12 protein-coding genes are annotated in these 12,590 nt (G+C 47.5%); 11 read left to right on the top strand and 1 reads right to left on the bottom strand.

What is annotated here, in order from left to right:
- Window positions 1-6 precede the first annotated feature (6 nt).
- From BMZ54_RS00320 to lpxB, 4 genes are all read left to right on the top strand, one after another.
- Window positions 7-786 carry an ABC transporter permease gene (locus BMZ54_RS00320; RefSeq protein WP_089906175.1) on the top strand — a complete coding sequence of 260 codons (780 nt, stop codon included), beginning with the start codon at window positions 7-9 and terminating at the stop codon, window positions 784-786.
- A gap of 51 nt (window positions 787-837) precedes the next feature.
- Entirely contained in the window at window positions 838-1,614 is a 777-nt protein-coding gene (surE, locus tag BMZ54_RS00315; protein ID WP_089906174.1) for a 5'/3'-nucleotidase SurE, read from the top strand.
- A gap of 33 nt (window positions 1,615-1,647) precedes the next feature.
- Window positions 1,648-1,950, top strand: a complete 303-nt coding sequence (locus tag BMZ54_RS00310) for a hypothetical protein (RefSeq protein WP_143080865.1) — start codon at window positions 1,648-1,650, stop codon at window positions 1,948-1,950.
- A gap of 123 nt (window positions 1,951-2,073) precedes the next feature.
- Window positions 2,074-3,177, top strand: coding sequence for a lipid-A-disaccharide synthase (gene lpxB, locus BMZ54_RS00305; protein WP_089906172.1), 1,104 nt, complete (start codon window positions 2,074-2,076; stop codon window positions 3,175-3,177).
- Between the two features lie 20 nt (window positions 3,178-3,197).
- Here lpxB and BMZ54_RS33090 read toward each other — a convergent pair whose 3' ends face one another.
- The gene (locus BMZ54_RS33090; protein ID WP_202909100.1) at window positions 3,198-3,365 is read right to left on the bottom strand and encodes a DUF6728 family protein; all 168 of its coding nucleotides are present in this window, start codon (window positions 3,363-3,365) and stop codon (window positions 3,198-3,200) included.
- A gap of 143 nt (window positions 3,366-3,508) precedes the next feature.
- Between BMZ54_RS33090 and BMZ54_RS00300 the strand changes: the two genes are divergently transcribed.
- The 7 genes from BMZ54_RS00300 to BMZ54_RS00270 all read left to right on the top strand — a co-directional run bounded on the left by BMZ54_RS00300 (window position 3,509) and on the right by BMZ54_RS00270 (window position 12,497).
- The gene (locus tag BMZ54_RS00300; protein ID WP_089906171.1) at window positions 3,509-4,945 is read left to right on the top strand and encodes an alpha-L-fucosidase; all 1,437 of its coding nucleotides are present in this window, start codon (window positions 3,509-3,511) and stop codon (window positions 4,943-4,945) included.
- Between the two features lie 239 nt (window positions 4,946-5,184).
- A complete protein-coding gene (locus BMZ54_RS00295; RefSeq protein ID WP_089906170.1) occupies window positions 5,185-5,925 on the top strand; it encodes a response regulator transcription factor in 741 nt (246 codons plus the stop codon).
- Between the two features lie 45 nt (window positions 5,926-5,970).
- Complete coding sequence (locus tag BMZ54_RS00290) at window positions 5,971-6,708, top strand: 2'-5' RNA ligase family protein (RefSeq protein WP_089906169.1); 738 nt, start codon at window positions 5,971-5,973, stop codon at window positions 6,706-6,708.
- Between the two features lie 154 nt (window positions 6,709-6,862).
- A complete protein-coding gene (locus BMZ54_RS00285) occupies window positions 6,863-9,118 on the top strand; it encodes a RelA/SpoT family protein (RefSeq protein ID WP_089908123.1) in 2,256 nt (751 codons plus the stop codon).
- A gap of 225 nt (window positions 9,119-9,343) precedes the next feature.
- Window positions 9,344-10,621: an adenylosuccinate synthase gene (locus tag BMZ54_RS00280; RefSeq protein WP_089906168.1), complete on the top strand. Its 1,278-nt coding sequence runs from the start codon at window positions 9,344-9,346 to the stop codon at window positions 10,619-10,621.
- A gap of 94 nt (window positions 10,622-10,715) precedes the next feature.
- On the top strand, window positions 10,716-11,168 hold the full coding sequence (locus BMZ54_RS00275) for a hypothetical protein (RefSeq protein ID WP_089906167.1): 453 nt from the start codon (window positions 10,716-10,718) through the stop codon (window positions 11,166-11,168).
- Between the two features lie 111 nt (window positions 11,169-11,279).
- Window positions 11,280-12,497 carry an anthranilate synthase component I family protein gene (locus BMZ54_RS00270; RefSeq protein WP_238386439.1) on the top strand — a complete coding sequence of 406 codons (1,218 nt, stop codon included), beginning with the start codon at window positions 11,280-11,282 and terminating at the stop codon, window positions 12,495-12,497.
- Window positions 12,498-12,590 lie beyond the last annotated feature (93 nt).

Here is a 12,590-nt window from a genome sequence, read left to right as displayed (position 1 = left end):
ACGTACATGCTGCATCTGATACGTACTGAATGGCTGAAAATAAAGCCCTACCGCGCCTTTTGGGTGATGGTAGGCCTGGCGGTGGCCATTATCCCGGCAGGCAATTATATTGCCGCAGAGATCACCAGCCAGATCGTGAGTAAAACCAAAGAGCTGATTGCGGTAGCGCCTTATGACTTTCCGTTGATCTGGCAAAGCATTGCAAATGTGAACAGTTACATGACTGCGCTGTTTGCCATTCCAATGATCATATTGGTCACCAATGAATTTACCTATAAAACCCACCGCCAGAATATTATTGACGGATGGGAGCGGCGCGAGTTTGTAATGGCAAAGCTTTTCTGGTGGCTTGCCCTGAGTGTGCTGGCTTTTTTAACCACTGTTATTACTGCGCTGGTCCTGGGGTTGGCCTATGGCACCCACCCGCTAAGCTTTGAGAATTTTGAATACCTCTTCTATTACCTGCTGCAGGTGCTGTTATCACTGGGCATTGCCACATTGATAGCCGTGCTGGTACGGCGCTCCGGCCTGGCCATTGTGCTGTACCTGTGTTATATTATGATCGTGGAACAGGTGCTGGTATTAGTGCTTAAACGTAATTTTGGTGAAATAGGCGGCTTGCTGCCCCTGCAAACAGGCGATGAGCTGATACCCTTCCCGGTAATTGGGAAGCTGCTGAACAATGCAGACCATTATGATGATGGAGTATATCTGCTGATGTTATGTTTGTACATTGGGTTAATGATCTTCCTGGTTTTCAGAAGAATGCTGAAAACAGATTATTAACATAAAATGTGATAATACATACTAAATTTGTAACAAGTAAAAAAGCGGAACGTGGAAACAGACGAAAAGATCATACTGGTCACCAACGATGATGGCATAACAGCGCCGGGCATACACGCATTAATAGACGCCGTACGCCCGCTGGGTAAAGTAGTGGTGGTAGCGCCGGACAGCCCGCAATCAGGCAAGGGACACGCCATTACCATTGGGGTACCTTTACGCCTGAACCAGGTGGATCAGTTTGAAGGAATAGAGGCCTGGCAATGTTCCGGTACCCCGGTAGATTGTGTAAAGCTGGCCCGCGACAAAATACTGCACCGTAAGCCGGACATTTGCGTAAGCGGCATTAATCATGGCGCCAATCACTCCATCAATATTATTTACTCCGGCACCATGTCGGCCGCTATGGAGGCTGCTATTGAAGGCATTCCCTCCATTGGCTTCTCATACCTGGACTACAGCTTTGCAGCTGATTTTACACTCAGCAAGCAGGTAGCGTATGATGTAACAAAAAAATTGCTGGAAAGCGACGTATCACCCAACACCCTGTTTAACGTTAATATACCGGTGATAGCAGATACCCTCGAGTTCAAAGGTATTAAGATATGCCGGCAGGCCAACGCCAAGTATGTGGAAGCATTTGATGAGCGCCGCGACCCGCACGGTAAAAAATATTACTGGCTTACCGGTGAGTTCAAAAATATGGATCCCGGAGAAGATACAGATGTATGGGCGCTGGAAAATAACTATGCTTCACTGGTACCCGTGCAGTTTGACCTGACGCATTACCGGATGAAAGAGGAGATGGAAAAAACGTGGAAGTTGTAAAGCACATTAGCATATCGTCATATGAATTATGTTATGTTCAAGAAAGACAATTTACCCCTGGGCATTATGCTGGGCTTACTAACACCTATTGTTGGTTTCTTCTTGTATTACCTGCTCATACTTTTTAAGCAGCATATAGGGCTGAGTGAATTTATTACCATCCTCAGCACCAACCGGCAAATGATCCCCAAAGTAATCAGTATTTGCCTGTTGCTGAATGGCCTGGTTTTTTACCTGTACACCCGCAACAGAAGGGATATTACCGCCAAAGGTATTTTCCTGGTAACCATGCTGTACGCCATCACTATCCTGCTGTTAAAGTTAGTTCACGGATAAAATGCTTAACGCGGAACGCGTAATGCTTAACGCAAAGGCCTATTACGCCAGGCCCACCGCAAAACACAATCAGCGTTAAGCATTATGCATTAAGCATTCAGCCTATTTCTCTACTTTTGCTCCATGAAATATTACCTCATAGCCGGCGAAGCCTCCGGCGACCTGCATGGCAGTAACCTGATCCGGCAAATGAAACAGCTGGATACGGCAGCGGATATACGTTGCTGGGGCGGCGACCTGATGCAGCAGGCCGGCGGCCATGTAGTAAAACATTACCGCGATCTGGCTTTCATGGGTTTTGTGGAAGTGGCCATGAACCTGCGTACCATTTTCCGTAATATGGACCGCTGCAAGGAAGATATCAAAGCCTTTCAGCCGGATGTGCTGGTGCTTATTGACTACCCAGGTTTTAACCTGCGCATTGCAGAATGGGCTAAAAAAGAGGGTTATAAGATCGTTTACTATATATCGCCCCAGGTATGGGCCTGGAAGGAAAGCCGGGTGAAAAAGATAAAGGAGTGTGTAGATAAAATGGTGGTGATACTGCCCTTTGAACAGGATTTTTACCGGAAATGGCAGTACGAAGTGGAGTTTGTAGGCCATCCGCTGGTAGAGGTGATCAAAACAGAAAAAGCAAAACCGGCAGCAATATCTTTTTCAGACAAACCTATCATAGCCATATTGCCCGGCAGCCGTAAGCAGGAGGTGAGCATTAAGCTGCCTATTATGCTTACTATGGCCAAATATTTTCCGGAATACCAGTTTGTAATAGCCCAGGCCCCCAGCCTGGACGATGAGTTTATACAAGGGCTCATAGGTCAGCATCCAAATGTAACCACCGTAAAAAATCAAACCTATGCTTTGCTGCGGCAGGCACAGGCTGCGCTGGTCACCTCCGGTACCGCTACCCTGGAAACCGCCCTGTTTGGGGTACCTGAAGTAGTATGTTACAAAGGCAGCGCCATCTCATACTTTTTTGCAAAACGCCTCATTAAGGTAAAATACATTTCGCTGGTGAACCTGGTCATGGATAAGCCGGTAGTAAAAGAATTGATCCAGAACGAGCTAACGGAAGAGAACCTGCTGAAAGCCCTGACCCTGCTGTTGAAGGATGAACAAACCCGGCAGCAGATGCAGGCAGATTATGCCGCTTTATGGAGCCGCCTGGGAGAACGCAACGCCTCCCGCCTGGCAGCTGAGATCATTGTTAAAGAAGGGGAAAAATAAGGTGCAGATGTGCACATTGTTCATCGTCTTATCAGCTTTATCAGCATAATAATCAGCGCGATCAGGAACAGTAAAATGGATATCCGGTTCATGCCGTGCATCATAGCCACATAACGGGTTTTAGGCGCCCCGGGATCTTTTTTGCCAATATACAGGTATCGTAATATTTGCTGCCAGATACTTTTCATACCACAAAGATACAGGCTGCCAGCCGTATATCCGGAGGTAATATGCTACACAAAACAGTTAAAGAACTGTAAGGGAATAGTGCTAATATTTGTTATTTTGTTCCCCAAATCATATACCTATCACTCACACCACAAATATTATCATGCGCAAATTATGGATCACGGCCGCCGCCCTGTTGGCGCTGTTCACCGCACAGGCCCAGGAGCAGCATGCGGAGCCGCCTTATGTACCTGAAACAGATCCGGCCGTACTGCAAAAGCTGGATGAATGGCAGGACTGGAAGTTTGGCCTGCTCATGCACTGGGGGCCTTACTCTCAATGGGGGGTAGTAGAATCCTGGAGCATTTGCCCGGAAGATGAAGGTTTTACCCAGCGCAAGCCATACGGCATTCCCTACTTTGAGTACCTGAAAAAATACGAGGAGCTGGGCAATACCTTTAACCCGGTGAAGTTTGACCCCTCCAAATGGGCCAAAGCCGCTAAAGATGCCGGTATGAAGTACCTGGTGTTCACCACCAAGCACCATGATGGCTTCTGTATGTTTGATACCAAACAAACGGACTACCGCGTAACCGGCCCCCAATGTGCCTTTAGTAAAGATCCCCGTTCCAATATAGCCAAAGAGGTGTTTGAAGCATTCCGTGCGCAGGGTATTCATGCCGGGGCTTATTTCTCTAAACCCGACTGGCATACAGAATATTACTGGTGGTCTTACTTCCCGCCTAAAGACCGTAATGTGAACTATGATATTACCAAATATCCCGAGCGCTGGAACAAGTTTAAGAAATATACCTATGACCAGATAGAGGAGCTGATGACCGGGTATGGCAAGCTGGATATCCTTTGGCTGGATGGGGGCTGGGTACGTCCCCGGAAAACACAAACCGCGGAGTCACTTTCCTGGCTTAAAACACCTCCGCAGAACCAGGATATAGATATGGAGGGTATTGCCAAAATGGCTCGCCAGCACCAGCCGGGTCTTATAGTAGTAGACCGCAGTGTGCACGGCCCTTTTGAAAATTACCGTACGCCGGAGCAGCAGATCCCGGAAAAGCCGCTGAGCTATCCCTGGGAAACCTGTATGACGATGGCCGGCTCCTGGTCTTATGTGCCGGATGATCATTACAAATCCGTAAACACTATTATTCACAATCTTGTAGACATTGTGGCCAAAGGCGGTAACTATCTGTTGAATGTTGGCCCCGGTCCGGATGGGGAATTACATGACGCTGCCTATACCACTATGCATAATATCGGTTTATGGATGCAGGTGAATGGAGACGCTATCTATGGCACCCGCGCAATAGCCCCCTATAAAGACGGCAAGGTATGTTTTACCACTAAAAAAGATGGCAGTGTATATGCAATATACCTGCTGGGTGAGAACGAGAAGCTGCCGGCCACCATTTCCTTTAAAGGCCTTACACCTGCCAAAGGAGCTAAGATGGTAATGCTGGGCGCTAAAGAAAAGCTAAGCTGGAAGAAAACAGGAGAGGTGGTAGAGATCAGCCTCCCCGCCGCTGTGCAGGGGAAACCCTGGCAGCATGCAGTAGCCATCCGTATAGATCATGTATCTTAATAGTTAGGAAGCCTAATGATTGGAATGCGCATGATATGATAATATAATTATTGTAAAAGCGCATTTCAATTAGTTAATTCGATTTTAATGGCTGTTAAAAAATTACTTGGAATAACGAATTATTAACGCGATGGCAACAATAAATTAACAATATTGCAGGTGTTACTATCCCCTGCATAGTGAAGCGAAGAACCTTATAACCATAAAGCTTTAACCATATCCCCATTGTTAATTTAAAGATGAATCGTATCGCAAAAATATTGCTGGTTGATGATGACTACCAGTTTGGTGGCGTCGTCAAAAAGCATCTTGAATCAAAGGGGTTTGACGTAGTACTTTGTTTTGATGGTGAAATAGCCTGGAAGAAATTTCAGAAAGAGGACTTTGACCTGATCCTGCTGGATGTGATGATGCCGAAGAAAGATGGATTTACCCTGGCACAGGAAATAAGGAAAAAAAACGGGCTGATCCCTATTCTTTTTATTACCTCCCGCAAGCTGGACGAAGACCGCCTGGAAGGATTCCGCCTGGGCGGCGATGATTATATTACCAAACCATTCAGCATCGATGAGCTGGTGGCAAGGATCAAAGTATTTTTAAAAAGGACCTTACCCCGGGCCCATAATGAACAGAATGAATTTACTTTAGGCAAATTAACTTTTAACTCGGAAAGCCTGCAGGTAAGAGATGAAAATGGTGTGCGCATAGGCGTAATTACCCCAAGGGAAGTAGCCCTGATCCGTTATTTTAAAGAAAACGCCAACCAGATCCTGAGGCGGGAAGAGATCCTGCTGAACGTTTGGGGCAAAGAGGGCTTTTTCAGTGGCCGCAGCATGGACGTTTTTATTACCCGCATGCGAAAACATTTCCGGGCCGATCCGCAAATACAGCTGGAAACATTGCACAATGTAGGATTTCGTTTAAACCTCCCAGAGCAGGAAAATCATAAGGGACAACAGGAAGATCATAAAGAGCACTAATACCTATACACTTAACATACAGGTGTTAAACCCAATATTTTTTGTATGAACTTTGAAAGAGGAGAACAACCCCACCGTCCACGGGTGGTACAGAACCGTCCATCTTCACAAGGTGGTTATGGTGGCAACAGGGACTTTGGAAATAGTTATAACCGGGGCAACCGGTTTAACCAGGGCAACAACCGGCCTGCACCCAAAAGACGATTCAACAAACCGCCCAGGCAGGAGAAAAAGATCTATTTCATAGCCCTTTTACCCACCGCAGAAGCAGGCAAAGAGATCATTCGCCTGAAACAGGAATTTGCGGAACATTACGGCGCGCGCTTTGCGCTGAAGGTATTGCCACATATTACCCTGCAGGTGCCCTTTACCGCCGATCCCTTCCTGGAAAAAACACTGACCGCCGGTTTAGCCGAATTTGCCGCCAGCGCCCAGCCCTTTGAAGTGACCTTAAATGGTTTTGGTACCTCTTTGTTCAAAGCACAACGCATCCTGTATATAAAAGTAGCGCAGGAGCCGGCTATAATGAACATCCATAAAGAGCTGGTAACTTTTCTGCGCCGGGAGTTCGGTTTTAGCAGGATGCTGGCCCGCGACACGTTTAGACCGCACGTTACCGTAGCCTTTAACGATCTTACAGCACCCCAGCTCGAAGCGGCCTGGCCGGAATATGAGCACCGCCCTTTCAACATCTCCTTTAAGGTCAATAACCTTTATTTTATGCGCCATAACGGCTCCTCCTGGGAAGTACTGCAGAAGTGCAGGCTGGGACAGCCCTTGTAATTAATATGAATAATGAAGGATTAATGATCGTGGTCACCGGCATTTCAACGTAAAGCCAGCCTCCATGATTATTAATTATTCATTCTTAATTATTAATTAAAACCGCCGCAGGCGGCGGGTAATCGTATTGCATAAAATCGTAACTTTAGTGCAGATGGAAACAGTGGTAGTACAAAAATATAATTTAGACGAGGAACAGGAGAAAAAGGAGATCGTCCGCCATTACCGCGCATTATTGAGGGCTTTGAAACCCAGGTTGAAGAAAGGCGACCGGGAGCTGGTGCGTACCGCCTTTGAAATGGCGGCAGATGCACACAAGGATATGCGGCGTAAATCCGGGGAACCCTACATCCTGCACCCGCTGGCAGTAGCCCAGATATGCGTGGAAGAAATAGGTCTGGGCGTACGTTCGGCTATATGTGCATTATTACATGATACCGTAGAAGATACTGAAGTAACCCTGGAAGACGTGGAACGCGAGTTCGGCAGCGAGATCGCTCATATTGTAGACGGCCTCACCAAGATCTCTACCGTTATAGATTCCAGCACCAGCACCGCACAGGCAGAAAATTTCAAGAAGATCCTGCTTACCCTGGCAGATGATCCCCGCGTGATCCTGATCAAGCTGGCAGACCGTATGCATAACATGCGTACCCTGGACAGCATGAGCCGGGAAAAACAGCTGAAAATAGCTTCTGAAACCGTATTTATTTATTCCCCGCTGGCTCACCGCCTTGGCTTGTATAACATCAAGTCAGAGATGGAGGACCTGGCCATGAAATATACGGAGCAGCAAACCTATCGCGATATTGCCAAAAAGCTAAAGGAAACCAAGCGGGAACGCACCCGGTATATCAACGAATTCATTAAGCCTATTAAGGAGGTGCTGCAGGAAGAGGGGTTTGACTTTGAGATCTATGGCCGCCCCAAATCCATTCACTCCATTTACAATAAGATCAAAACCAAAGGCGTAGCCTTTGAAGAGGTATATGACCTGTTTGCCATCCGCATTATCATGAACTCCCCCCTGGAAAAGGAAAAGGCTGATTGCTGGAAGGTATATTCCATTATCACGGACTTTTACCACCCCAGCCCGGAACGTACCCGCGACTGGCTTAGCAACCCCAAATCCAATGGATATGAGGCGCTGCACGTAACAGTAATGGGCCCCCAGGGTAAATGGGTGGAGGTGCAGATACGCTCCAAACGCATGAACGACTATGCGGAAAAAGGCCTGGCAGCGCACTGGCGTTATAAGGAAGGCAACCAGAGCCCTGCCAGCCAGGAATCTAAATTTGATCAGTGGTTTACCCAGATCCGGGAAATACTCAACAACCCCGATTCCAATACACTGGACTTCCTGGCCGATTTTAAGAGCAACCTGTTCACCGAAGAGATCTATGTATACACGCCCAAGGGCGATCTGAAGATACTACCCGTAGGCTCCACCTCCCTGGACTTTGCCTATGCCATACACAGCGCCATTGGCAACAAGTGTATAGGCGCCAAGGTGAACTACAAGCTGGTACCCCTGAGCCACAAGCTGCGCAGCGGCGACCAGGTGGAGATCATTACCTCCAACAAACAAAAACCATCAGAAGACTGGCTGAACTTTGTGCTTACCGCCAAAGCCAAGTCCAAGATCAAAGATGCGCTGAAGGAGGAAAAGCGGCAAATAGCCATGGATGGTAAAGCCCAGCTGGAACGTAAGCTGGATCATCAGAAAATATCCGCCAGCCAGCATAACATTAATGAGCTGGTGCAGTTCTATAAACAACCCTCCCCGCTGGACCTGTACTATCAGATCGCCATCAGGAACATTGATCTGAAGGAGCTGAAACAGTTCACCGTACTGGGTGATAAGCTGGAACCGCCTAAGCCGGTAAAACAGCCGGAGCACCAGCATCAGCCGGAAGAGCATCTGAAACATCAGGGGCCTTCCAAGAAAGATGCAGAGCTGATCATCTTCGGGGAAAGTTCTGACAAGATCGCCTATAAGCTGGCCAATTGCTGCCGCCCAATACCCGGCGATGATGTATTTGGCTTTATAACTGCCAGTGAAGGACTGAAGATACACCGCACCAACTGCCCCAATGCCGCACAATTGCTGGCCAACTACGGCCACCGCGTGGTAAAGACCAAGTGGGTGAAGAACCGTGAAATATCCTTCCTGACCGGCGTACGGATCATTGGGATGGATGACGTGGGAGTGATCCACAAGATCACCAACATTATATCCGGTGAGCTGAAAGTGAATATTTCTGCCCTTACCATTGAATCACGGGAAGGTTTGTTTGAAGGGCTGATCAAAGTATACGTACACGATAAAGAGGAGCTGGATGAGCTGGTAGACCGCCTGAAGCGCCTGGATGGCATTCAGTCTGTGAACCGGCTGGAGGAGGAGCAGTAGTTAGTTTGTAGTCCATGGTCCATAGTTGATGGTCCATGGTATATACCGCAGGGAAAATATACCCGTAATGGTATTATGCAAACTACTATCAGCATGCCCCGCAATACTTGCCTGGCTGATAAAGGCTATGGACCATCGACTATGGACCATGGACTTCGAGAAAATTCTCTAAATCTTCATATTTCGCCTTAATTTTGCCACTTCTTTTCTAAACTTACACAAATTATGGTAGATGTTTTGTTAGGCCTGCAATGGGGAGATGAAGGCAAGGGGAAGATTGTGGACTATTTTGCAGGTAAATATGACGTGATAGCCCGCTTCCAGGGTGGGCCGAACGCTGGTCATACTTTATATATCAATGATCAGAAGGTGGTGCTGCACACCATTCCTTCCGGGGTGTTCCACAAAAACACCGTGAACCTCATTGGTAATGGCGTAGTGCTGGACCCCGTAACCTTCCGCATGGAATGTGAAAAGGTAACCGCATTAGGCGTAAACCTGCAGGAGAATTTATTTATTGCAGAAAGAACGCACCTCATAGTACCCACACACCGGGCGCTGGATAAAGCATCTGAAATAGCTAAAGGCAGTGAAAAGATCGGTTCTACGCTTAAAGGCATAGGCCCGGCTTATATGGATAAAACCGGCCGTAACGGGCTGCGCGTGGGCGATGTAATGTTGCCTGACTTTAAAGAGAAGTACGAAAAGCTGAAGCAGAAGCACCTGCATCTGCTGGCCGGCTACGATACCCAGGACGATATCAGCCAGGACATCATTAATTGGGAAAAAGACTTTTTTGCCGCAGTTGAGCTGCTGAAGAAAATGAATATTGTAAACGGAGAATATTTTCTGAATGAGAAGCTGAAAGCCGGTAAAAAAGTGCTGGCAGAAGGTGCGCAGGGCAGCATGCTGGATGTGGATTTTGGAACATACCCCTTCGTAACATCCTCCAACACCATTTCTGCCGGCGTATGTACCGGTTTGGGTATAGCACCTAAATGGATCCAGGAAGTAATAGGCGTTACAAAGGCCTATTGCACCCGCGTAGGTGGCGGTCCGTTCCCAACGGAGCTGCATGATGCCACTGGCGAAAAGCTGCGCGAAATAGGCCGCGAATTTGGCGCTACCACCGGCCGCCCCCGCCGTTGCGGATGGATAGACCTGGTAGCCCTGGATTATACCTGCATGTTAAGTGGTGTAACCCAGCTGGTAATGACCAAAAGTGATGTGCTGGATGCATTTGACGAAGTGTACGCTTGTACCGCTTATGAAGTAAATGGTACTAAAACAAGGGAAATGCCGTTTCAGTTAACCAGCCTGGATGTGAAACCAGTATGGGAAAAGTACGCCGGCTGGAGTGATGAAGCAGCTGCCAACAGTAAGTTTTACAACGAGTTACCGGCGGAAATGAAAGCATTTGTTAAGGAAGTGGAAGCTTACCTGAAGGTACCTGTGAAATACGTTTCCAACGGGCCTGGACGGGATCAGATACTGGAGCAATAAAACTTAAAAAAGTACAAAAAAAAGAGAAGAAAAAAAATTTGGCGAATAAAAAAAACTGTTAAAACTTTACGCTAAAGAAATAAGTGAACCTATTATGAAATCGAAATCTGATAACGAAAAAGAGAACAAGAAACCTACTTCTCCCAAGCCAACCAAAGGGACTCCTAAGGCTGCCGCCAAACCTAAGAAAGAAGTAGATGACGAGGACGAAGACGATGATGACGAGGAAACTCCGAAGAAGTCTGCTGCTGCAAAGAAATCAGATAAGCCGGCCTCCAAAAAGAGTAAAGATGATGACGATGACGATATAGATGACGATGATGACGCAACCGATGACGATGATGATGCATGGGAAAAAGGAGAACAGGATGAAGACTATGATCCTGACTTCGAAGAGTTTGATATACCTAAGCCTAAAGCACGCCGTGGCCGCCCGGGTAAGAAAACCGGCGACGATGACGATGATCTGGGTTTTGATGATGAGTTCAAAGACATGGACCTGTTTAACGACAGGGGTGGCTTTGATGATGACGATGACGATTTCTAAGCGTTAAAACAAACCATTATCAGGATATTTCACGATTTTCCAGTAGTCGATCATAAAGTTTTTAAACGGCAAATGTTGAATTGGTCTAACCGGTTCAACATTTGTTGTTTTTTGGACAACAATGATTACCCCTCACCGTATAACCGCTACGAAGCGCTGCTGGCAACTGAAGCAATAGAATACATTGCGCTGCCTGCCGGTAACGCGCTTACCGCACTGCAGCAATTCCATGATACCTGCCAGGACTGGCTGTTTGGTCACTTAGCCTATGACCTGAAGCAGGAAACCTCCCATACTCCCATTCCGTATAGCGCCGCCCGTGATAACGGCATTGCTTTCCCCGACCTGTATTTTTTCAGGCCACGGATAGTAATGTTGTTACAACCGCACCAGGTGCAGATAGGAGGAGTGGATCTTACAGCGCAGCAGGCCCGCGAAATTTACAACGCCTGCCTGCAAATGCCTGCGCACATAGCCGCACAACGGAGTACCATAGCTGCCACGCAGCCCCAAAGCCGCCTGCACCGGGCTGCGTACATGGAAACGGTAAAAGCCCTGCAGGATCATATACACCGCGGAGATTGTTATGAAGTGAATTTTTGCCGGGATAATTTTATACCGGACATTAGCGTACATCCCTTAACGTTGTTTGACCAGCTGAACCGTTTATCGCCCGCCCCCTTTGCTGCTTATTACAGGGTAAAAGATCAGTACCTGTTATGCTCCAGCCCCGAACGGTTCTTACAGCAGCAGGGTAACAACATTATATCCCAGCCCATTAAAGGCACTACCCGCCGTTTGGAGAATGCAGCTTTGGATGAGCAGGCCCGCAGCACGTTATTCCAAAGCCCCAAGGAACGCGCGGAAAATGTAATGGTAGTGGACCTGGTGCGTAATGACCTGGCGCATACTGCTATGCCGGGAAGTGTGCAGGTGGAGGAGCTGTTTGGCATTTACTCTTTTGCGCATGTACACCACATGATCTCCACGGTAAAGGCTATACGTGAAAATAACATGCCTTTTACAACAGTGCTGCAGCATGCTTTCCCAATGGGATCTATGACCGGCGCCCCCAAATTAAAGGTCATGCAGCTTATTGACCAGTATGAGCCTGTCCGCCGCGGGTTATTCTCCGGCGCTGTAGGATACATTACCCCCTCCGGTGATCTGGATCTGAATGTAGTGATCCGCAGTATCCTCTACAACGCAGCTACCCGCCACCTTTCCTTTCCCACTGGCTCAGCCATTACCTTTTACAGCGACCCTGAAAAAGAGTGGGAAGAATGTTTACTGAAAGCAGAAGCAATGGTCAGAGTGCTGAAAGCGTAAAGCCAAAAGCAATACGGCCAGGCATCTATGCTAATTGCTTTTATGATATATGGCCCTGCTTTAACCTTTCTGCCTTCCGCTTTCTGCTTTCAG

It is taken from the genome of Chitinophaga rupis (genome assembly GCF_900109685.1).
Classification (GTDB): domain Bacteria; phylum Bacteroidota; class Bacteroidia; order Chitinophagales; family Chitinophagaceae; genus Chitinophaga; species Chitinophaga rupis.
Note: the sequence above shows the minus strand (reverse complement) of the source record. Positions and strands in the feature narration are given on the sequence as shown.

Bases quoted from the DNA above. Each gene is read 5' to 3' on its own strand.
- lpxB (WP_089906172.1), top strand. From the start codon at position 2,074: ATGAAATATTACCTCATAGCCGGCGAAGCCTCCGGCGACCTGCATGGC.
- BMZ54_RS00295 (WP_089906170.1), top strand. From the start codon at position 5,185: ATGAATCGTATCGCAAAAATATTGCTGGTTGATGATGACTACCAGTTT.
- BMZ54_RS33090 (WP_202909100.1), bottom strand. From the start codon at position 3,365: ATGAAAAGTATCTGGCAGCAAATATTACGATACCTGTATATTGGCAAA.
- BMZ54_RS00310 (WP_143080865.1), top strand. From the start codon at position 1,648: ATGTTCAAGAAAGACAATTTACCCCTGGGCATTATGCTGGGCTTACTA.
- BMZ54_RS00300 (WP_089906171.1), top strand. From the start codon at position 3,509: ATGCGCAAATTATGGATCACGGCCGCCGCCCTGTTGGCGCTGTTCACC.
- BMZ54_RS00290 (WP_089906169.1), top strand. From the start codon at position 5,971: ATGAACTTTGAAAGAGGAGAACAACCCCACCGTCCACGGGTGGTACAG.
- BMZ54_RS00285 (WP_089908123.1), top strand. From the start codon at position 6,863: ATGGAAACAGTGGTAGTACAAAAATATAATTTAGACGAGGAACAGGAG.
- BMZ54_RS00280 (WP_089906168.1), top strand. From the start codon at position 9,344: ATGGTAGATGTTTTGTTAGGCCTGCAATGGGGAGATGAAGGCAAGGGG.
- BMZ54_RS00320 (WP_089906175.1), top strand. From the start codon at position 7: ATGCTGCATCTGATACGTACTGAATGGCTGAAAATAAAGCCCTACCGC.
- BMZ54_RS00275 (WP_089906167.1), top strand. From the start codon at position 10,716: ATGAAATCGAAATCTGATAACGAAAAAGAGAACAAGAAACCTACTTCT.